Raw genomic sequence first — 22,497 nt, 5'->3', positions numbered from 1 at the left:
TACTACAAAATTGTACTACAATTGTCGTGCCTGAGTTTTACCGCCGGAAATACGGGAAACAAAAAAGCCTCCGGAAGTTAACTTCCGGAGGCTCAGTATTTTGCAACAATCAAGAACGATCAGTAATAGAAAGTACCGTATTCGCTGCTGATTGTCAGTTTTTTCTCGTCGGCAGCTTCCACGCGCCCAATCACCTGCGCATCGATCCCGAACGATTTCGATATTTCGATCACGCGTGCGGCGTGGGCTTCCGGAAGGTAAATTTCCAGCCTGTGCCCCATATTAAACACTTTATACATCTCCTGCCAGCTCGTTCCGCTTTCTTCCTGAATGAGCCTGAATAAGGGAGGTACCGGAAGCAGGTTGTCTTTGATAATGTGAAGGTTATCAACAAAATGTAGAATTTTCGTCTGAGCCCCGCCACTGCAATGTACCATGCCATGGATCTGCGGACGCATCTCGTCGAGCAAAGCCTTGGCCACGGGCGCATACGTACGTGTAGGCGAGAGGATTAGCTTACCTACATTCAAAGGCGCGCCCGCTACTTCGTCGGTCAGTTTTTTGCTGCCGCTGTAAATGAGGTCCTCGCTTACTTCGGGATCGAAGCTTTCGGTATATTTTGAAAGGTATTTACCCAGAATATCATGCCTTGCGGAGGTAAGGCCATTGCTGCCCATCCCACCGTTGTATTCACTTTCGTAATTGGCTTGTCCGTAAGAAGCGAGCCCTACGATCACATCGCCGGCCTGGATATTGGCATTATCCACCACTTCCGAGCGCTTCATGCGAGCGATTACCGTACTGTTCACAGTAACAGTCCGTACGAGGTCGCCCACGTCGGCCGTTTCGCCGCCGGTACTGTAAATCTCGACGCCGTAGCTGCGAAGCATGTCCAGCACTTCCTCCGCCCCGTTGATCACTTCCGCGATTACCTCGCCGGGAATGCGGTTCTTATTACGGTCGATCGTCGATGAATAGAGCATCGGGCCGGTTGCACCCACGCAAAGCAGGTCGTCGGTATTCATCACGATAGCATCCTGCGCAATGCCTTTCCAGACAGAGATATCGCCCGTTTCTTTCCAATACAAATACGCGAGGGAAGTTTTGGTACCGGCGCCGTCGGCGTGCATGATCGTGCAATACTCGGGATCGCCAGCGAGGGTATCCGGTACTATTTTACAAAAAGCCTTTGGAAAAAGCCCTTTGTCGATCTTTTCAATGGCCTTATGCACATCTTCCTTTGAAGCCGATACACCGCGCTGGAGATAACGGTCGGTAGTTTTCATCTGAGCGTATTAATTAGTAAGCTATCCTGATTCCGCCACAAAAGTAGTCAAAATGGGGGCTTAAACCTTTACTTTAATGAAAGTAGTCCTAAAACTGGCAAATCAGTGATTTACAAAATATTGCAAAAAATAACGATTTCTTAAAATAAGACAAATGCAAAAAAGTCGTTAGCTTTACAATTGTGCGGTATGCATCCGCAAAAACCGTAGAATCTCTTGTTTGACCATTTAAAGTCCTGAACCCACTTTCGATTTCATGCATTTTTCGATTCGCATTGCCGTTGTAATAATCCTATTTTTTGCAGCCAATACACTCAGTATCCCGTCTTACGCCAAAGCACCCGGCACACCGACAGCCGCTGCCGACAGCCTCAACCCGATCCAATCGCTGGTAACCTTCGCAACCCAGCATTTACATATTCCCTACCGCTCCGGCGGCTCGTCCAAACGAGGATTTGATTGCTCCGGCTTCGTCCGGTATTGTTTCAATCAATGGAATATTACGTTGCCGCATTCGAGCGCCGCGCAGGCCGAGCACGGTGAAGCCGTAGAACTCGACGATGCCAAGCCCGGCGATCTCATCTTTTTCAAAGGCAACAGCACGAAGAGCAAGCGTATCGGACACGTCGGTATTATCACCGAAGTAGCGCCCGGCTATGTCAAATTCATCCATTCGGCCTGGAAAGGCGGCATCCGGTATGATCTGCTGAATGCAGCATATTATAGCAAGCGCTTTGTGGCGATCAAAAGAATGATGGAATGATCTAAAAATCAACAAATTATTTTCTTTCTCTTCTGATCCGTCGACTTAAGTCGACGGCAGGATGATTGCTTTTCAGTCTTTGATGGTGACTGTTCCAGCCATCTTTTGCAGTTGACTTTAAACTGACTATAAAGAGATAGAGAGATAAAAAATGGCTCAGTTTTTGTTTGCATTTGTCCAGCCATATTTTTGCATGAATCTGTTGATTTCTGTTTCGAAGGTTTTGCCTTTGTGGTGCTCTTCCTGCTTCAAAATGTACCGCCTCACAAGGGGCACATGGCGCTCGCTCACACTTACACCCCAATAGTCGTCCTGCCAGACAAACTTGGTCGTCGTCAGCTTATTCTTATTTATCCAGTATGCCGACTCTCCTTTGATGATCTTCATTACATCTGAGAGCGTCTGCCCGCGGGCAAGGCATATGAGACAATGTGTATGGTCAAGATACCCATTCACCACATCCACCTCGATTCCCTTCGATATGGCATATTCTTTAATATGCATAAATACCTTCATACGAATCTCGTCCCTCAGTACCGGTGCGCGGTATTTCGTAGAAAAAACAACATGAATCCAAATCCGGCTCCAACTCATACCAATAGAAGATTTAAACGCATCCAACAATAAACCCCTGGCGGTCTTCATTGATACGCTAAATCCCACATTTGGTAACACAATAAAACCCATCACCACAAAAAATCCCCCTGGCCGTCGACTTCAGTCGACGGAAAAAGGCAAGGAATGAGCTAATGATGTTAAATTTGTGATGAATTTTAAATGGATAAATTTAATACTCCCGCATTTTGAAACTCTGGCAAAAGGAAAATACTGTTACTTCTGAAAAAATAGAACGTTTCACGGTTGGCCGCGACCGCGAGATGGATTTGCATCTGGCCGAATTTGATGTGCTGGGCAATATCGCCCACGCCACCATGCTCGAAACCATCGGCTTGCTCACGGCTGATGATCTGGCCGCATTGAAAACCGAACTCAAAGCCATTTACGGGCAAATCCAGCAAGGCGAATTCGTCATCGAGGAAGGTATCGAGGATGTGCATTCGCAGGTGGAGCTGTTGCTTACCCGTAAGCTCGGCGATACGGGCAAAAAAATCCATTCGGGCCGCTCGCGTAACGACCAGGTGTTGGTGGACATGAAGTTGTACACACGTGCACGGCTTTTCGAGGTGGTAGAAGCTACTCAAAAGCTTTTCGACGTGCTGACGCGCAAATCGGAAGAGCATAAAAACGACCTGCTCCCGGGTTATACACATTTGCAGATTGCCATGCCGTCGTCGTTCGGGCTGTGGTTTGGCGCTTACGCCGAGGGGCTCATCGACGATATTATCCAGCTGAATGCCGCTTACCGCCTCGCCAACCGCAACCCGCTGGGCTCGGGTGCAGGCTATGGCTCGTCGTTCCCGCTGAACCGCCAGCTCACTACCGAATTACTGGGCTTTGAAGGCATGCACCATAATGTTGTTTACGCGCAAATGAGCCGCGGGCGCACGGAACAGGCCGCATTGAGCGCCATTGCGTCGCTGGCCGCTACTGTTTCCAGGCTTGCTATGGACGTTTGCCTGTACAATAGCCAAAACTTCGGCTTCATCGTATTACCCGACGACCTCACGACCGGTAGCAGCATTATGCCGCACAAGAAGAACCCGGACGTGGCCGAGCTCCTCCGCGCGAAAACCAACCGCATGAAAGCATTGCCGATGGAGGTCACGATGGTGCTGAGTAACCTGCCTTCCGGCTACCACCGTGATATGCAGCTGCTGAAAGAAATCCTGATGCCGGCATTCGACGAAATCCTCGATTGCCTCGACATCGCCGCATTCACGCTGGAACATTTGAAAGTAAAACAAAACCTGCTCGACAACCCTAAGTACGACCTGTTGTTCAGCGTCGAGCGCGTGAACGAGCTCGTGATCGCCGGCGTACCTTTCCGCGACGCCTACAAGCAGGTAGGGGCCGAAATCGGCGACGGCACCTATACCGCACCACGCGAATTGAAACATAACCATGAGGGAAGCATCGGCAATTTGCAAACGGAGGCCATTCGTGCGCGGATGGAGCGGGAGATTGGGGCGTTCGGTTACGATAAAGTTTTGGAAACGCTCGATAATCTGATCCGTTAAGCGATCCGTCATGATACTTTTGAAAAAGGCCCTGCTCATTTCTGTACCCATCGGAATGGCGGGGCTTTCGCTTTCTTTTCAGGCGGGAATACCGGGATCTGAATCGGCCCGCACGCCACTAGCCGATTCGGTCCAGGAAGGAAAAAAACTGGCGATGGATTATTGCCAGCGCTGCCATTTGTTCCCCGACCCTTCCCTGCTGGACAAAAAAACATGGGCAACCAGCGTGCTGCCTAATATGGGGCTGCGGCTGGGTATCCGGGCAAACGGCGAGGATCCTTACGCGGACCTGATCCCGGAAGAAAAGCGCGTAATGCAGGAGCTGAATGTTTATCCCGAAGCACAACTCATTTCGGAAAGTGAATGGAAAAAGATCCTGGCCTATTACCGCTCTACGGCCCCTGAGGTACCGCTTCCGCAGGAAAAAGCACTGCCCATAACGGACTCCCTACGGCTTTTCCATGTCTCCGACCTGACCGTAGGAGACAAAGAAGTTCCTAAAACTTCGCTCCTGAAATATGATCCGGCTTCATCGCAGCTCTACATCGGCGATGATCAGAATGCATTGTATGTATTCGGGAAGGCCGGATTGAAAGACACCTGGTGGATCGATTCCGCCCCGACCGATATTGATTTCCCTAAAAACGCCCCGCCGCGCTTGCTTTCCATCGGTGTTTTCAAGCCATCCGACCAGCGTACGGGCAGGCTCATGCCGCTATCCAAAACGACAGACCCGTCGCTTGTAAACATACAGCATCTTCCCCGCCCTGTACAGTTCACAGCCGGGGACTTAAATATGGATGGAAAAGAAGACGCGCTGATCTGCGGCTTTGGCAATCATTCGGGTAAACTGTTCTGGCTGGACAATTTCGAGCAAGACAAGGAGCATATATTAAAAGAACTGCCGGGTGCCAGAAGAGCCGAAATCCGCGACTTGAATGGCGATAAAAAGCCGGACATCATAGCCCTTATGGCTCAGGCATGGGAGCAGGTAACCGTATTTTATAACCTTGGGAACGGAAAATTCAAAGAGAAAACCGTTTTGCAGTTTCCACCTTCCTATGGCATGAGCTATTTTGAAATGGTGGATTTCAACCAAGACGGCTTTCAGGACATTCTGCTCACCAATGGCGACAACTGGGATCTCTCGCCCATCGACAAAAACTACCACGGCGTGCGGTTGTATCTGAACGACGGAAAAGACAACTTCAAACTCGCCTGGTTTTTCCCACTCTATGGTGCCAGCAAGGCCGTTGCCCGCGATTTCGACCTCGATGGTGATATCGACATTGCCGCCACCGCATTTTACTCAGACCTCGCTAATCCGGCGCATAGCTTCATCTATTTATCCAATGAGGGCAAAATGAGCTTCAAAGCATTTTCAACCCCGATGGCCGCGGCCGGCAAATGGCTCACCATGGAAGCCGCCGATTTTGACCAGGACGGCGACACGGATATTGTACTGGGTTCCTATTTTCATACCATCGGAGAAATGACCAAACTGATCTCCCGCGGCCAGTTGTCATTTCCACAGCTACTCGTACTTACCAACAGGCGCAGATAAAGTCCCGCTCCGGTTTAAAGCAAAAAAAGAGGCAGGTCAAACGACCGCCTCTTTCCTTTCCTAACTAAATCTGATTGGTATTATCAATCCGGGTATTATTATTTCACGTCCCAGAAAAGCTTGGTAGTGAGTTTATCGTTTTCACGAACCGCCGCGTAATTGGCAGGGTTGTAAGTGATCTCGTTACCTGGGTAGTTCAATCTTACCGGAGGGAGTGTCTGGTTGTTGTTGTTGTCAACCCAGAAGCTCAATGTCGGCATGTTCAAACGACGGATATCTGCCCAGTTCTCGTACGGCTGCACCAGGTTGTAGTGTACCCATTTCTGTCCTGCGATCAGTTCCAGTTTTTGAGCAGCGGTAGTTGCTTTTGCCCAGCTTACGCCGTTTCCAGCGATGTACGCCGTAGCTTCTGCGGTTGTTACGTTCGCAGGTTTGACTCCTTGCGCCGCGTTGCTCACGTTGTTGATACGGTTATAGAAATCCATTGACTGGCCGATCGCCGTTTCGTAAGCCGTTTTTGCAGACGCATCGTTACCCGATCTCAGGTAATACTCCGCTTTGATCAGGTTTACCTCGGGTGCATTGATGATGATACCTGGGAAGAACTGATTGTAGTTGGTTACGTAACGGTTGTAAATCGCAACTTGTCCTGCATTAGAAAGTTCGGTTTGTGCCTGAGCAGTAGCCATTGGATCAATACCGATATACTTTCCGCCAGCATTAGCACCCGGCTCGAACAACATGCGCAAACGTGGGTCAGCGTTGTTGCTCAGGAAGTCGATCAACTTCTTACCAGCAGTGTTACCATACCATGTACCAGGGCCCATACCTTCCTGGAAGCCTTTCGAGTTGATAGGGCTGTTGATATCGTAAACATTGATCTGGATATTCTGGTCGTTGGTTTCAACAGTTGGATATGTTGTTGCATTGCCCAAAATCTCTGCGATTTCCGAGTTAGAGCGTGACTGGAATGCAGCTACGTCCGAAACACGGTTCAGCATACGAAGACGCAGCGAGTTGCAGTAACGTTTCCAGGCAGTCAGGTCTCCTTTATTGATAAAGTCCTGCGTCTGGAACGATTTCTGATAACCTGCATTGATAGTCGTTGCATTCAGCTCGGCAGCAATGCTTTTCAGATCGTCAAGCATCAGCGTATAAAGTACCTGCGGATCGTCGAATTTCGCAGCCGAAGAATTGTAGTCACCACCATTTGTACTTACCATACCCGCTTCGGTGAAAGGGATTGCACCGAATACGTCTACCATTCTTTGCGTCTGATCGTAGAGATAGATCTTCGCAACTGTCATGAAGAACTTGCGGTCAGCTTGCTCATCGGCAGTTTTCGAATTGTAAACCTTTTGCAGCTCGCGGTATTGAGCCAGCAGGTTGTAATAGTTGAACCAAATGTTCTCCACACCCGCCGAACCCGGCACATACTGACCTGAACCGTTCACCCAGCCGATCGACTGGTTGTATTGGTTCAATGTAATGCGGAGCATTGTGAAGTAATGCGTGTAGCCCGGCAATACATAGTCCTTATTGGATTGAAGGAACCCTGTGAATTGCTTCTCGACCGTCGTTGCAGAGATCTTCGAAGGATCAGGATATATGTCGCTGAAATCGGACTCCTTGCAGGACGCTGCCACAAGCATGAGCCCCGCCAAAATAACTGATGATATCTTTTTCATTTTCATAGTCTGATTGAAATTAGAAGCTGGCTCTCAACATTACACCCGCAGTACGGAACGATGGGTTAGCACCTGCGTTGGAGATGTTTTCATACCATCTTGTAGAAGTGTTGGTCTGTTCTGCATCGAGGTCTTTGATAGTACGGTAGATGAAGAACAGGTTACGTCCGAATACCGAGAGGGTCACGTTCGAAGCGCCGATCTTGCTTCCGATGAAAGAAGGCAGGCGGTATGCAAGTGAGATCTCACGCATTTTGATGTAAGTGTTTTTCTTCACGTACAGTTCGTAACGTGCGTTACCGTATTGAGGACCACCCCAGTTGTAAGTAGCGTTGTAGTACACGGCTTGCGAAACGATGTTGGTGTTGGCTTCGCCGGTAGCGAGTACACCGTCCATCAACATACCATCGTGGTAAACAGTCTGTCCGGCAGGGCCTGTCGCTGCGGTTGTAGGAATACCTTTTCCGTTTGCATCGAGGTAATAGCTCATTCCGCCGTGCTCTGCATCCATGTAGTTCAAGCTTTCTTTGGTCAAACCGCGTGAGGTCATCCAGTTGATACCAGTCGGCATGATAGAACCGCCGAAACGGAAGTCGGTAATCGCATCAAGGGTGAAACCTTTCCATGAGAAGCTGTTGATCAAACCACCGGTCAGTTTTGGCATTGCATTACCTACTTTAATCCAGTTTGCTCCGTCCAGTTGGTAAAGACCGTTTGGACCTACAACAGCCTGACCTTTTTCGTTTTTAAGGATGCCGTGCGCATAAATATCACCCATTGGCTGACCTACTACCGAACGAATCTGCGCTGCATTACCATCAAGGTCGGAGTGAAGCAACTCGGTAGAGTTGTTAGCCAGTTTCTCTACTTTGTTCACGTTTTTCGCAAGGTTCAAAGTCAGATCCCAGTTGAAATCGTTCAGTGTTTTACCCTGGATCGGTGAAACATTGAATGCCAATTCCACACCCTGGTTTCTCAAAGTACCTACGTTAGCCAGAATAGAGCGCGCTCCTGTTGTAGCTGCAATAGTAAGTGGCAGAATCTGATCTACGATCTGTGCATTATAGTAAGCGACATCGAGGCCTACACGGTTGTTGAAGAATTTAGTCTCCAAACCGAATTCAAACTCGCGCTTTCTTTCAGGACGGATTTTATCATTACCAAAGGCAGCATCCATATAAGTATACAATACCGACTGGCCACCATTTTGCTGAATGTTCAATGTACCTTGCTTGTAAGCAACGTTCGCGCCGTAGGTCGGAGGATAGTTACCTACTTCACCCCATGATCCGCGCAATTTACCATAGCTAAAGAAAGCAGGCAGGTTCAGTCCGTCGGTGAATACGTAAGATGCGTTCACAGATGGGTAAACGAATGCGTTGTTTCCGGGAGCAAGTGTCGACGTACGGTCACGACGGATGGTACCTTCAATGAAGAACATTCCTTTATAGTCGAATTGTGCCGTTCCGATAATCGCGTCACGCGTCCAGTTGTTACGTTCTCTTGAAGTGGTAATGTTATTCACAGAAGCCGAAAGGTCAAAGAAGTTCTCAGTACTCAATCCGCCGTCGGTGCTGTTGCTTATTTTGGTATCCATCTGCTTGTAGGCGTTGTAACCTGCCATCAATGCAACAGAGATATCGTCAGTCAACTTTTTGTTATAAGTCGCCAATGCTTCTCCGTACACGTTTCTGTACATGTTGTTGGCCATGCTGAAGCTACCAGTGTAACCGAACGCCAATGGCTTCTCGGTAGCATTGTTGTTTTGCAAACGCTCCGAAGTAAAGTCAGTACCGATACGGCCACGGAGTTTCAATTCGTCGGTGATTTGCCAGTGTTGCGTAATGCTCGCGATCACGCGGTCGCTCCATTCGTCAGCAGTGTTCTTTCTGGTATTCCAAACGTAGTCAGCAAGGTCAGTTTTGAAACCGTTGTACCTGATGTTTTCAGCCGGTGTCAAGCTTGGGTTACCTGATGACTGCGTCACATACTTGTAGCCCTGGCTGGTTTGATATTTATCAAAATACCAGTCAGCAGCTTCGAAACGGTTCATCATACCGGTGAAGTTGTTGATCAGACGGTCAACTTTGAACGGACGGTTGTGCGTTTTCTGGTTGATGTAGTTCACCATCAAATCCGTTTTCAACTTCTTGTTCGCATTAAAGCTTGCGTTCAGGTTAGCAATGTTCTTGCTGTTTTTCGCGTCGTAGCTGATCATGCCGTTGTCCTGACGAGTGAAAGAGAAACGAACTGTAGAGTTATCCGTAGCTTTCGACACCGAAAGGTTGATGTTGGAGCTGTTCGCGTTCTGGAACAAATCTGCGTAGCTGTTTCCTGATGGAGAGTAAGGGCGGATTTTACCATCGAATGCCATTACAGGCTGACCATCGAATTTAGGACCGAAGTTTACAGTCGCTCCCAGCAAGCCGCGGGTTTCTTTGGTTCCGTCTCCATCTGTATCATAATAAATGAAGCCGTTTGCATCCTGGCCTGCATCTACATAGTTTTTCAGGTAACCAGGACCTCTTACATCCTGATAACGTGGCAGGTAAGCAATTTTATCAACGCTGTAACTTGCGCTGAAATCAACGCCTATTCCTTTTCTTCCTTTACCGGTTTTGGAAGTCACGAGCAATACCCCGTTCACCGCTTCCGAACCGTACAATGCAGCCGCCGAAGCACCTTTCAATACGGTAATATTCTCGATATCAGCCGGGTTCAAGTCAAGAAGACCGTTACCACGAATACGCTGGTCACCCCAGTAGTCGCCATTGCGGGACTCGCCATTACGAATGGGGATACCGTCCAATACGATCAATGGCTGAGTGTTACCGTTGATGGAGTTGAACCCACGAACGCTGATACTCACACCGGATGTCGCACCACCCGGAGTAGCATTGATAGTTACACCCGGCGCTTTACCGTAAAGTGCTGTTGCAAAGTTGGGAGAAGCGGTTTTGATCAACGCATCGTTCTTGATCGTCGTAGTCGCATAACCCAGCGCACGCGATTCTTTAGGGATACCCAACGCTGTTACGGTTACTTCCTGCAAAACAGAAGCATCTTCGACCAGCGTAACGTTCAATACGTTGCTATTGCCTACCGCTACTTCCTGGGTTTTGTACCCGATGTAAGAAAATACGAGGGTAGCCTTGCCAGAAGCAGCAACGCTATAAGTACCATCGGCATCAGTGGTGGTACCGGTGGTGGAACCCTTTACCAGAACGGAAACGCCCGGCAGCGTGGAGCCGTCAGAACCGCTGGTTACTTTTCCGGTGATCGTTTGGGCGAGAACCGGGGCGCTTACCATCAGCAACATGACGATAAGTCTTAGTAGATTTTTTCCCATGAGTTAAGCTAGATTAATTAAGGTATTAAAATGGATACAATTTTAATATTATTTAGTATAATATCGTGTATTAATTAAATTTTTTACTAATACATACACGTTCGACAGATTGCAAACTGTGCGATTGGACTTGGTTGCCTTCGGGGGTATGGAAACATCCGGATACGACGTCGGGCGGGTTCGAGAAGGATTAATAGTAGATTTTTAGTTTTGTCATACAGTCCCTTAATGAATTTTAGATGGTTTAACCGGGTCATTTTCTTCTTTACTGTTCCGGACGTACCGGCGGCGTCAAAGGGCTTCACACTACCGTAATATTCGGATGTCAAATATAAATATATTATTAACAAACTCAGCAAGATTTATTAAAAAAAATTAATAAATAGTCCCTAAATAGGATAGAGTATTTGGTATTGCGGCAGCCTTAGCTATATATTATTTGTATGTAACCGCTTTTAATAAAATTAATTTTGCTGAACGGGCATGAACAGCTGAGTACCCCTTATCGTCCTCAATATTGGCTAAATATTAACTGTAACTGTTCAAATATTGATATCAGCAGCTACCTGTCGGGCAGAAAACAGAAACGTCTATATATATACGTATAAAAATCGGGAAGCTGATCCGCGGGGAATATTAAATCAAAAAGTAACCCCTAAGCCGGCCCACCGCCGGTTTAGGGGTTCGCAGGTAGCTAAGCGAGCACGATTGCAGTTCCAGCACCGCCAGAGACCGCGTTTCCAAGCTCGTCCGCGTGGCAGATCGTCACCTGCGTCACACCCGAGTGCAGCGCGGCAAATGCATTATCGAGTTTGGGAATCATACCTTTATTAATAGCACCGGTTGCTTTGTACTCTTCATAGGTCGCCGGAACCAGTTTACCGATCACTGCGTCATCGTCGTCCGGGTCGGAAAGCACGCCCTTTTTCTCGAAGCAATAAATCAGGTTTACTTCAAATGCTTCGGACATCGCTACGGCTGTTGCGGAGGCCATCGTATCGGCATTGGTATTGAGCAGCAGCCCTTCGGCACTGTATGTTAACGGCGCGATGATTGGCGTCAGGCCGCTGGACAGGATTGCATTGATTTGGTCACCATTTACCGCTTCGATATCACCTACAAATCCGTAGTCGATCGTTTTCACAGGTCGCTTGACCGAGCGGATGATCCCGCCATCGGCGCCCGTGAGCCCGATCGCATTGCAGCCGGCGGCTTGCAGTTGCGCCACGAGGTTTTTGTTCACAAGCCCTCCGTACACCATCGTTACCACGTCCAGCATCGGCTGGTCGGTAATGCGGCGGCCATCGACCATCTGCGTTTCGATCTGCAACTTGGCCGCGACCTGTGTCGCCACCTTCCCGCCGCCGTGGACGAGGATTTTGGGTGCATCGAGCTGCGCAAAGGCTTTCAGAAAACGGACACATGCTTCGGGATTATCGATCACGTTACCGCCGATTTTAACTACGTATAAGGTCTGGGACATGTTAATAACTGTTAACTTATCTGGATTTGAGGCGACAAAGGTAGCAGAAACGCGAATCGCTGAAAAGGGAATTTCAATTGATGAATTTTTTTGTGAAAATTACGTTGGTTAATAAAGCTCTATCAAAATTATAGATTATCGTCCGGCGGTCTGCTGACCATATCGCCCGCCCAAAGCATTACCCCAAACATCGACATGAAACGCGGTATAATACTCATTCTCACCATTTGCCTTTTTGCAGCCGGCTTCGCGCAGGCACAAGTCCAGAAAGCCAAAGCGCACTGGACCTATTCGTTTTCCAAACCGGAAGTTAAAAAGGGTGAGACTGTCGACCTGGTTTTTACCGCAACCATCGACAAGGATTGGTATATGTATTCCTCCGACTTCGATCCCGATTTGGGTCCGATGCTGACCACATTTACCTTTGAAAAGAATAATACCTTCGAAACGGTAGGCAAGCTCAAACCACAGAACCCGAAAACCAAGTTCGAAGAAGTGTGGCAGGGTAATGTGCGCTATTTCGAAGGAAAGGGTGTTTTCAAGCAAACCGTCAAAATCCTCTCTGATAACCCCGTTATCAAAGGAACTTCCGAGTACCAGACTTGCAGCCATGTAAGCGGGCTGTGTATTCCAGGAGGCGAAGATTTTGAGTTTAAGGGATTGAAAGTTGCCTCAGCCGCAACTTCCACGACTGAGCAGCCCACCGTTGGGGTTGTCACACCGGCTGACAAACCGAGTGTTGAACCAACCACTGCCCCTGCCGCGTCCAACGACACAGCGATAGCCGTTTCGGCCGGAGACATTCCTGCAACCACCGACAGCTCCGGCACCGCCACAGCCACTATCGAAGCCGCACAACAACCCGTTTCCGAGCCTGCGACCAGCGGCTCCCTATTGGGTTTCGCATTCGCGGCATTCCTCTCTGGTCTGGTCGCATTGCTTACGCCCTGCGTTTTCCCGATCATCCCGATGACCGTAAGCTTTTTCACGAACCAGGAGAAGGGCAAATTCAAGGCATTCGTATATGGCATATCCATTATTCTGATCTATACATTAATAGGTACCGTCGTTTCGCGACTGAACGGTCCTGCATTTGCGAACTTCCTGAGCACGCACTGGCTGCCTAACCTGCTGTTCTTTGCGATTTTCATCACATTCGGTCTGTCGTTCCTGGGCCTTTTCGAGATCGTGCTGCCGAGTGGTTTTGTAAATAAGATGGACCAGAAGGCTGACCAAGGTGGCTATGCGGGTGTTTTCTTTATGGCATTTACGCTGGTCCTCGTCTCATTCTCCTGCACCGGCCCGATCGTCGGCAGTTTGCTGGTAGCATCGGCAGGCGGCGAAGTCGTGAAGCCTATTGTCGGTATGGCGGCATTCTCGGCGGCATTTGCGATCCCATTCACGTCATTCGCATTGTTTCCGCAATGGCTGAAATCGCTGCCCAAATCCGGCGGTTGGTTGAATACCGTAAAAGTGGTGCTTGGTTTCCTTGAACTGGCATTGGCACTGAAATTTTTCAGCATTGCCGACCAGGTCTATCATTGGCATTTGCTCGACCGCGAAGTATACCTCGCATTCTGGATCGTCATTTTTGCCCTGCTTGGCTTCTACCTGCTCGGCAAGATCCGCACGCCGCACGATTCGCCTATTGAAAAAGTAAGCGTTCCGCGTCTGATGCTGGCGATCGTTACCTTCACATTCGTGGTATACATGATCCCGGGTATGTGGGGCGCACCCCTGAAAGCATTGGCCGGCTACCTACCTCCGCAATCAACACTGGATTTTGACCTGAATAAAAGAAGCGCGGCAGCTGCAACGCCATCCGCCATTGCAGGCGAAACCCGCAAGTACTCCGACCTCTTCCATTTACCCCACGAACTCGAAGGCTTCTATGATTACCAGGAAGCATTGGCCTATGCCAAAAAAGTAAACAAACCTGTTTTCATCGATTTCACCGGTCACGGCTGCGTCAATTGCCGTGAAATGGAGGCCCGTGTGTGGGTCGATCCGGCCGTGTTGCAACGTTTGAATAATGACTACGTGATCGTCGCATTGTACGTCGATGACAAGACCGAGCTTCCCGAAGCGCAATGGTATACTTCCAAATACGACAACAAGGTGAAGAAAACCATCGGAGCCCAGAATGCCGACTTGCAAATCGTGAAGTACAACAACAATGCACAGCCGCATTACTGCCTCGTGGATCATGAAGGCAACCTGCTCGTAGCGCCTAAAAACTACGATCTGGATCCTGCCAAGTTTGCGTCGTTCCTGGATAGCGGGAAGGCAGCGTTTTTGAAGAAATAAGTGTCAGGTTGTTCGTTATTGAACTAATCCCCTATCATTACAGGGATTTCCTACACTATTTCCACAAAACCTGCTGAAACTATGCCCAAACGCTGGCTTGCTGCGCTTACGCTGCTTACCTCCTCAACGATTTTTGCACAGTCCATCCGGCCGCCGGCCACGCCGCTGGTGACCATCGATTCCTACACAAGCGTTTGGTCGTTCGGCGACGAGCTTGCGGGCTCCGTGACCAAACACTGGACCGGCAAACCGCATCCGATGGACGGCCTCATCCGTGTCGACGGCAAAGCCTACCGCTTCATGGGCGCTGCCACTGCAGAGATGAAAACCATCCTGCCGACGGCCAAGCAACAAGCCTACACCGCCAAATTCACAATCACCAAGCCCGATCCAAAATGGTGGTTCAAGGAAGGCTACAATATCAGCACCTGGAAACAGGGCCCGGCGCCATTCGGTACGCACGAGCGCAACGACGCCATGCTGAAAGGTGGGACTGAGTTTCCACAAGAGCTCTGGTACCGTCGCGATTTCAATCTCACCAATGTCGATTTTGAAAAACCGGTCTTGAATATCTTCCACGACGACGATGTGCAGGTGTTCATCAACGGCGTGCCTGCGTTTGACTGTGCGCCCTGCTTTACGAGCGATTACGAGTTCAAACCGATCAGCCCTGCGGCGGTGAAGGCTTTAAAAAAAGGGAAAAATACATTAGCCGCCTATGTCAAAAATGGCGCCGGACCAGGTTATATCGACATTGGCCTCGCGGATGAAATCGCCCCGAAAGGTCCCGAAGCGGTGGCACTCGCAAAGCAGACCAACTTTGAAATGAAGGCTACACAATCGGTCTACCGCTTCGAAGCAGGGCCGGTGCAACTGACCGTCCGCTTTATAGCACCTTTGATCATGCGTGATTTGGTGCTGTTATCCCGACCGGTGAATTATGTTGTGTACGAAGTCAAATCAGCGGACGGCAAGCAGCATGACGTGAGCATTCTCAATTCGGTGTCCGGCCTTTGGGCTACCAACGATGCGAGCCAATCGGTGGTCGGCAAACAAGCCAATCAGGATGGTTTGACGACATTATCACTCGGTAATGCTGTCCAGAATCTGCTGGCCAGGAAAGGCGACGACGTCCGCATTGATTGGGGCCAGGCTTATCTCGCTGCTCCGCAAAACACGGTTAAAGGCTCCGGCGTCGGCATTTCCACGGATATTATTAAGGAATTTGCTTCCAAAGGCTCACTGAGCGTCGACCAAGCGGGCGCAGCACTCGCCGATACCAAGTCAATGGGGCTGATATTGAATGCGGGAAAAGTGGGGGCTGAAAGCAAATCGCTGCATGCATTGCTGGCTTATGATGATGGCTATTCCGTTCAGTATTTTGGACAAAACCTTCGTCCTTGGTGGAACAAAGACGGCAACAAAACCATCGCCGGCGAGCTGAAAAGTGCCGAGGCCGATTTTACCAAAATCCTGCAAACCTGCGACGATACCGACAAGGCCATTTACGACGACGCGTTCAATGCAGGCGGCAAGCAATATGCCGAGCTCTGCGTGCTCGCCTACCGCCAGGCCATTGCCGCCCACAAGCTCGTAGCCGGACAGGACGGAACGCCATTGTTTTTTTCCAAAGAGAATTTCAGCAACGGCTCCATCGGAACGGTTGATATCACTTATCCATCGGCCCCATTGTTCCTGCTCTACAACCCGACATTGCTCAAAGGCATGATGGAACCCATTTTCCATTATTCCGAGAGCGGTAAATGGACCAAACCTTTCGCCGCGCACGACGTAGGCACCTATCCACTCGCAAACGGGCAGACGTACGGCGAGGATATGCCCGTGGAAGAATCCGGCAACATGCTCATCCTTTCCTACGCCATAGCCAAAGCCGAAGGCAACGCCGACTATGCCAAAAAGCATTGGGAAACCCTCAGCGTTTGGGCCAACTACCTGAAAAAAGAAGGTTTCGACCCGGCCAACCAGCTATGTACCGATGATTTTGCAGGCCATTTGGCACGCAACACCAACCTGTCCATCAAGGCCATCATGGGCCTCGCCTCTTACGCCAAACTCGCAGAGCAACTGGGCGACACCAAAGAAGTCGCAGAAGTAAATGCATTAACCAAAGACTTCGCTCAAAAATGGGTACAAATGGCAGCAGATGGCGATCACTACGCATTGACTTTCGATAAAAAAGGCACGTGGAGCCAGAAATACAACCTCGTTTGGGACAAACTGCTCGGCTTAAATGTATTTCCCAAAACCGTCGCACAAAAGGAAATCGCCTATTACCTCACCAAACAACAGCCTTTCGGCCTGCCACTGGACAGCCGCAAAACCTATTCCAAATCCGACTGGATTGTCTGGACCGCCACCCTGGCCGAAAAGCCGGAGGATTTCCAGGCATTGATTCAGCCTGTTTTTAAGTATGCCAATGGTACTACCGATCGTATTCCGCTTTCGGACTGGCATGAGACTACGAATGGGAAATCCGTTGGGTTTCGTGCACGGTCTGTGGTTGGGGGGTATTGGATGAAGGTGCTTGGGGAACGCTGGAAGTAACGAGTTTCAAAGTCAATAAGTCAAAGGGTCAGGAGTTGTCAGGTTTGGCGGTTTCTGGCCTCTTCAAAAATCATAACTAACTCCATCCGGAAGCGCTTCCACAGCGACTTTCATCCACTTCCCTTTGATTTTGATCACTACGATGTCGCGGTCTTTATCGTAAAAGATCGTCCCATCTCCGCCGCTTTTCAGCTCTTTATAATTGACATACCTGGCGTTGTTATCCGCATTCTGTTCGTCGTCACCGGCGGGCTTTGTCGTCAAAATATCTTCCTTCCCGATAGCGCCGAGCGTTAATGCGTTGGTCAGTTTGAGCGAGCCGTAGAACAGCGCCTTATCACGCCCGAACATAAATGAGTGCTGCCGAACGTCGGAGCCGATTTTAAACCAGTTATAGGCCGTTTCGTCGTGGTTATAGACGGTGGAGTAATAGTAAAGCTCTGCCACCGGTCGCTCGGCCTCCACATGCTTGTTGACAAGCATGGTGATGCGGGATTTATCGTCTTTGGCATACCCCTCGAATACATGATAACCCCAGCGTTTCTTGTTCCGCTCCTCCACATTACCCCGGACCTGGATCATATATGGTGTACTCAGAATACCGTCCACGGTCGTGTACATAGGCGTTTTACCCGGGACAAATCCAAAGCTGTATCCCCGTTCCTTCCAGCGGAACCAGGTGGTATCGATATCGGAACGCAGCTCTATCCTGCGAAAGTCCGATTGTTCGCTTCCCTTCATGAGCTGAATGTAGCGATTTTGCAAACCTACGTCCGATGCCTGTTGCGCGCGGACGACAGCGCAAGAAATAGCCATCAGGCCTAAGAAAAAGTATGTTTTCATATTCGATTATGCCCTAAAGTAAATTCTACTGCTTATTCGCGCGCAACTCATACTCGTGTTGTGCATCTTTGGGCTGGCTGGTCAGCGTTCGCCATCCTAGTAAATTTAACGATCGATGTTAAATCTGCAAGGATGATTTGCCGATGGCTCAACGAAACATGCCGGAAGCTGGTTGGAATTCGAAACAACGTTATGTTGAGGCTAAGTGAGTCTTCTGCTTAAAAACTGGCCAGCAGTTATTCTGGAAAGCGGAACTAACTAAACAGTGCTCATGACCGAACGAGAGGAAATTTTGAGAGGTATCGGCTACTGGCTCGCAAAAGTGCAGATCCGGGTTTTCAACCTGCTCAACACGTACATGGAAGAAAACAACCTGACTCAGAAACAGGCTGCCGAGAAGTTGAACGTTGTAACCTGAATATCATATATTGCTTGCCGCGCACGAAGGCTATCGGCGGGTAAGATCTCAACTGAATTTGTCGCCTTTTCAATCCATTCTAAAACCAAGGGCCAGCCTGGATCTTCCCTGTTAATCAATGATTCGACTGGCCGCTGCTTTTGTTGCCCGAATACATTCATTAGGGTAATGATCAATAATGATGTAAGATAAATTTTAGCTTTCAAGTTGGTGGAAGCTTAGGTTAAACCGAAAAGTACCAATTTTTGCTCATTCTTACCGTTTGAAAATTGCCAGCGATTCGCTTTGCATTTCTCTAAGTAGCTCCCCAACTTATACCCTTCTTAAACATTATCTATCGTGAAAAAGCAACAACGTATTGCCCTGCTATGGTGTGGGTGGTTCGAAAGTCCCCCGGACGCTGATAATGGCGTTAGGACACCTAATGCAGGGCATTTTCATTCATCCTACCACATTATCAACATGACACCTTCATCACACACAACCGAATCCGAGGATTCGGTATGCCTCGCCTATGGCAGGCAAGTAAAAGAACTCGCGAGGTTGCGATTTCTGGCCCTTTTAATAGTTGATCGCTAGCCTTCTGCTTATTTGGAGCGCCATATCTCATCGAATTTGGTTAAATTGTGATTACAACCTACGACGCGATTATGAAAATCGAAAGACAAAACGAGGACATCGTCATACGGCTCAACGCTTCTCTCATCAATATGGAAGAAGTACAAAAACTTACCAGCTATTTTCGCTTCATTGAATCTAATGCCCAGAATAACGGCACGGAGGAGCAAGCTGCGGAACTCGCACGCGAAGTGCATAGCATATGGTGGGCTGAGAACGGTGGTCGTTTATCTGCAAATCTTAAATTCGAATAGAATAGTTTTTAATAACAACGCCCCGCTATCAACCGACAGCGGGGCGTTGCTTTTGTTCAAAAAACCATCAGAGCATTGTTTCAAGGCATTATCAAGCCTCCAAAAGCGCTTCCTCCTTTACTCTCCGCGTCTTACGCTTAGTAAACCGCTCCTTAATCCGATCCACCACATAATAAGCACTAGGAACCAGGAACAAGGTCAGCAGCAAAGAGCTGGTGAGGCCGCCGATAATCACCCAGGCCATGCCATTCTTCACCTCGGCACCGTCGCCGGACGCGAGGGCGATGGGGAGCATACCCGCGATCATCGCAATGGTGGTCATCAAAATCGGGCGGAGACGTTCCTTGCCGGCTTCGATGAGGGCTTCCTTCAATGCGTATCCTTCTTCTTTCAACTGGTTGGCGAAGTCGACGATCAGGATCGCGTTTTTGGCTACCAGACCGAGGAGCATGATCATACCGACGATCGAGAAGATCGTTAAGCTCTCCATCGTGAGCGCGAGGGCTGTGAGGGCACCTACCAATGCGACGGGGATCGAAAAGAGCACGACGAATGGGTAAATGGTACTTTCGTAAAGCGCCACCATAATAAGGTAGATGAGCACGATACCGAGCAACAATGCCACTCCAAGGCTGCCGAATGCGTCGGCCTGGTTTTTCAGGTCACCGCGGTATTCGATACTGATGCCCTCAGGGAGCTTCACTTTCGCCATTTTGGCCTGAATGTCGGCACCGATGGAACCGGACGGGCGGCCTACTACCTGCGAGTTGATGGTGATCGACGACAGGCGGTCGATACGTTGCAGCACGCTTTCACCCATTCCTTCGCGGATGGTCGCGAATTGTGAGAGCTCGAAGGTCTGGCCCTGGCTGTTCACAAATGTCAGGTGACGGATATCGTCGGCTTTGGAGCGGTCGAACTGGTCGAGGTTGACCATAATGTCGTACTCCTTGCCATTCTGCTTGAATTTCGAACGGTCGTCGCCGCGGAATGCGGTTTGCAAGGTTGCCCCTACTTCGGCGGCATTAATACCGAGTTGCGCCATTTTCTCGCGGTCGAGCGTTACGCCTACCTCCGGTTTTGGATCATCCACGGAGTAATCTACGTTGGACGTACCAGGCACAGAAGAGACGATCTCTTTCACTTGCTCGGCAGTTTTACGGATCACCGCCATATCGGTTCCCTTCACAGCTACCTGGATCGGCGCCTGGTTGGCATTTCCCGTAATCGAAGTCGGTGCGACGGTCACTTTCACGCCCGGGATTTGCAGGATTTCCTTTTGAATACCCTGCCCGAATTCTTCGGACGAAATAGCCCGCTCCTTTTTATCCACCAGCTGAACAGTCAGGTCAGCAATGTTACTGTTGGAAGTAGTTCCCAAACCGGTGCTGCTGTAACCAACGTTGGTAAATACTTTGGTTACTTCTGGTTTTGCCAAAAGGATTTTCTCTACACGCTGCGCTACCTGGTTAGTTTGGTAAACAGATGCCGTCGGTGCCAGTTCAATCGACACATTCAACTCGCCTCGGTCGCTTTGCTGCATGAACGCCGCTCCTACGAACCCACCCGGCACCAATGCGATGGAACCGACGATCAGGAAAATCGAAAGCAGGAAAATATAGCGTTTGTGGCCCAGTACCCAGGTCAGAATGCGGCCATATTCTTCTTTTACATTATCCAGGAATCTTTCGAAACCCAGGTTTAAACGGCCCCAGAGACTGTTTTTATCCAAAACCTCCAATTTACCGAAACGCGAGGCAAGCAATGGGGTTAGTGTAAATGACACGAGCAAGCTCATCAATGTCGAGAACACGACTACAAGGGAGAATTCACGGAGAATGTTACCGATGAGGCCCTGCGTCAATGCAAGCGGCACGAATACCACCACGTCCACGAGGGTAATCGCCAGTGCGGTGAAGCCGATCTCGGCCCGACCGTCCAATGCAGCCTGCCAGCGGCTTTTGCCCATTTCCATGTGACGGTTAATGTTTTCCAAAACCACAATGGAGTCATCGACAAGGATACCTACCACGAGCGAGAGCGCCATCAGCGTCATCAGGTTCAGCGAGAAGCCCATTAGGCTCATCAATATGAATGTCGGGATCATCGACGACGGCAATGCCACTAGAATGAACATCGAGCTGCGGAAACTGTGCAGGAAGAGGAGCATCACCACGGATACGATCAGTACCGCGAGGCCAAGGTCAAATACGACCGCATCCGCCGAAGCCAGTGTGTAAATGGATTGGTCAGAAGCGATATTGAACTTCAAACCTTGTGCTTCATATTGTTTTTCAAGGCTCGTCAGGCGTTCGCGGGTAAGCTTGCTCACGTCCACCGCATTCGCATCGGATTGTTTCTGAATCTGCAATGCAACAGATGGACGGCCATTGATGTGGTTTACAGCCGTAGCATCTGCCACGCCATCATACACCTCGGCAATGTCGCGCAGGAAGATCTGCCCGCCGTTCGAGGATTTACCTACAATCACATTTCTCAGGTTGGCAACAGTAGTTAGCTTCGCGTCGAAACGGATAGACAACTGGTCTTCCTGGGTTTTCACCTGACCGGCCGGGTAAGAAGTATTCGCATTGTTGATCGCAGCCGAAACCTGGCTGATCGACAAATGGTAGGCCTTCAATTTGGCCTGGCTGATATTCACCTGGATCTGGCGCTCGGTACCACCGATAATGGTCACCTGGCCTACACCGGTTACGTTCGAAAGCTGTGGTTTCAGCTTGTCGTCGATCAAATCATAAAGCTCCGACGGCGAAAGGTTCGCGGTCACACCCATTCTCAAAACCGGGATTTCGTCGGTCGAGAATTTGTTGATCACAGGGCGATCCGCATCATCCGGCAGGAGCGAAATCACCTGCTCCACTTTCCGCTGCGCTTCCTGCTGCGCCAAATCGACGCTAATGCCTTGTTTCAGCTGGATAATTACAGACGACACGCCTTCCTGCGAAGTCGAGTTGATCTGATCCAGACCTTCAATGGCCGATACCGCGTCCTCGATATGCTTCGTCACGTTCGTTTCGACCTCATCCGCAGAAGCTCCGCGATAGGTCGTCATCACGCTCACAACGTTGGCCTCAAATTTAGGCAACAAATTGTAAGACAACTGGTTGTAGCTAATCAAACCGAATAATATCAGTACTACGAATACTACGGTTATGAAGAGCGGTCTCTTTACGGCTACTTCGGTAATTGACATAATTCTT

At 49.5% G+C, this 22,497-nt stretch carries 15 protein-coding genes; 7 read left to right on the top strand and 8 right to left on the bottom strand.

What is annotated here, in order from left to right:
- Positions 1-119 precede the first annotated feature (119 nt).
- Positions 120-1,286: an AIR synthase-related protein gene (locus tag CLV60_RS04230; RefSeq protein ID WP_106594151.1), complete on the bottom strand. Its 1,167-nt coding sequence runs from the start codon at positions 1,284-1,286 to the stop codon at positions 120-122.
- A gap of 256 nt (positions 1,287-1,542) precedes the next feature.
- Here CLV60_RS04230 and CLV60_RS04225 point away from each other — a divergent pair, with 256 nt between their 5' ends.
- Positions 1,543-2,049 carry a C40 family peptidase gene (locus CLV60_RS04225; protein WP_106594150.1) on the top strand — a complete coding sequence of 169 codons (507 nt, stop codon included), beginning with the start codon at positions 1,543-1,545 and terminating at the stop codon, positions 2,047-2,049.
- Positions 2,050-2,205: 156 nt separating this feature from the next.
- Here CLV60_RS04225 and tnpA read toward each other — a convergent pair whose 3' ends face one another.
- On the bottom strand, positions 2,206-2,643 hold the full coding sequence (tnpA, locus tag CLV60_RS04220) for an IS200/IS605 family transposase (protein ID WP_106594486.1): 438 nt from the start codon (positions 2,641-2,643) through the stop codon (positions 2,206-2,208).
- A gap of 209 nt (positions 2,644-2,852) precedes the next feature.
- Here tnpA and argH point away from each other — a divergent pair, with 209 nt between their 5' ends.
- Positions 2,853-4,187 carry an argininosuccinate lyase gene (argH, locus tag CLV60_RS04215; protein ID WP_106594149.1) on the top strand — a complete coding sequence of 445 codons (1,335 nt, stop codon included), beginning with the start codon at positions 2,853-2,855 and terminating at the stop codon, positions 4,185-4,187.
- A gap of 10 nt (positions 4,188-4,197) precedes the next feature.
- Positions 4,198-5,751 (top strand): FG-GAP repeat domain-containing protein, encoded by a 1,554-nt coding sequence (locus CLV60_RS04210; protein ID WP_106594148.1) that lies wholly within the window; start codon positions 4,198-4,200, stop codon positions 5,749-5,751.
- A 98-nt stretch (positions 5,752-5,849) separates the two neighbouring features.
- On the opposite strand, the gene CLV60_RS04205 is transcribed toward CLV60_RS04210, so the two are convergent.
- From CLV60_RS04205 to argB, 3 genes are all read right to left on the bottom strand, one after another.
- Complete coding sequence (locus CLV60_RS04205; protein WP_310589263.1) at positions 5,850-7,439, bottom strand: SusD/RagB family nutrient-binding outer membrane lipoprotein; 1,590 nt, start codon at positions 7,437-7,439, stop codon at positions 5,850-5,852.
- A 19-nt stretch (positions 7,440-7,458) separates the two neighbouring features.
- Positions 7,459-10,788 carry a SusC/RagA family TonB-linked outer membrane protein gene (locus CLV60_RS04200; RefSeq protein ID WP_106594146.1) on the bottom strand — a complete coding sequence of 1,110 codons (3,330 nt, stop codon included), beginning with the start codon at positions 10,786-10,788 and terminating at the stop codon, positions 7,459-7,461.
- A gap of 694 nt (positions 10,789-11,482) precedes the next feature.
- A complete protein-coding gene (gene argB, locus CLV60_RS04195) occupies positions 11,483-12,271 on the bottom strand; it encodes an acetylglutamate kinase (protein WP_106594145.1) in 789 nt (262 codons plus the stop codon).
- Between the two features lie 195 nt (positions 12,272-12,466).
- Between argB and CLV60_RS04190 the strand changes: the two genes are divergently transcribed.
- Both CLV60_RS04190 and CLV60_RS04185 read left to right on the top strand, forming a co-directional pair.
- Positions 12,467-14,578, top strand: coding sequence for a protein-disulfide reductase DsbD family protein (locus tag CLV60_RS04190; protein ID WP_106594144.1), 2,112 nt, complete (start codon positions 12,467-12,469; stop codon positions 14,576-14,578).
- Between the two features lie 81 nt (positions 14,579-14,659).
- Complete coding sequence (locus tag CLV60_RS04185; protein ID WP_106594143.1) at positions 14,660-17,143, top strand: glutaminase family protein; 2,484 nt, start codon at positions 14,660-14,662, stop codon at positions 17,141-17,143.
- Between the two features lie 63 nt (positions 17,144-17,206).
- On the opposite strand, the gene CLV60_RS04180 is transcribed toward CLV60_RS04185, so the two are convergent.
- A complete protein-coding gene (locus CLV60_RS04180) occupies positions 17,207-17,986 on the bottom strand; it encodes a hypothetical protein (protein WP_229210814.1) in 780 nt (259 codons plus the stop codon).
- A 271-nt stretch (positions 17,987-18,257) separates the two neighbouring features.
- Here CLV60_RS04180 and CLV60_RS34200 point away from each other — a divergent pair, with 271 nt between their 5' ends.
- Positions 18,258-18,404 carry a hypothetical protein gene (locus tag CLV60_RS34200; protein ID WP_170118708.1) on the top strand — a complete coding sequence of 49 codons (147 nt, stop codon included), beginning with the start codon at positions 18,258-18,260 and terminating at the stop codon, positions 18,402-18,404.
- On the opposite strand, the gene CLV60_RS34955 is transcribed toward CLV60_RS34200, so the two are convergent.
- Complete coding sequence (locus CLV60_RS34955; RefSeq protein ID WP_106594142.1) at positions 18,365-18,565, bottom strand: DUF2625 family protein; 201 nt, start codon at positions 18,563-18,565, stop codon at positions 18,365-18,367. The genes CLV60_RS34200 and CLV60_RS34955 overlap by 40 nt on opposite strands.
- A gap of 489 nt (positions 18,566-19,054) precedes the next feature.
- Here CLV60_RS34955 and CLV60_RS04165 point away from each other — a divergent pair, with 489 nt between their 5' ends.
- Positions 19,055-19,276: a hypothetical protein gene (locus tag CLV60_RS04165; protein WP_106594140.1), complete on the top strand. Its 222-nt coding sequence runs from the start codon at positions 19,055-19,057 to the stop codon at positions 19,274-19,276.
- 91 nt (positions 19,277-19,367) lie between these two features.
- Here the strand turns inward: CLV60_RS04165 and CLV60_RS04160 are convergent, their stop codons facing one another.
- Positions 19,368-22,490 carry an efflux RND transporter permease subunit gene (locus tag CLV60_RS04160; RefSeq protein WP_106594139.1) on the bottom strand — a complete coding sequence of 1,041 codons (3,123 nt, stop codon included), beginning with the start codon at positions 22,488-22,490 and terminating at the stop codon, positions 19,368-19,370.
- Between the last annotated feature and the right edge of the window lie 7 nt (positions 22,491-22,497).

Source organism: Dyadobacter jiangsuensis, assembly GCF_003014695.1.
In the GTDB taxonomy this organism is placed as follows: domain Bacteria; phylum Bacteroidota; class Bacteroidia; order Cytophagales; family Spirosomataceae; genus Dyadobacter; species Dyadobacter jiangsuensis.
The sequence above is the reverse complement of the archived record's forward strand: the minus strand, read 5'-3'. Positions and strand labels throughout refer to the sequence as shown.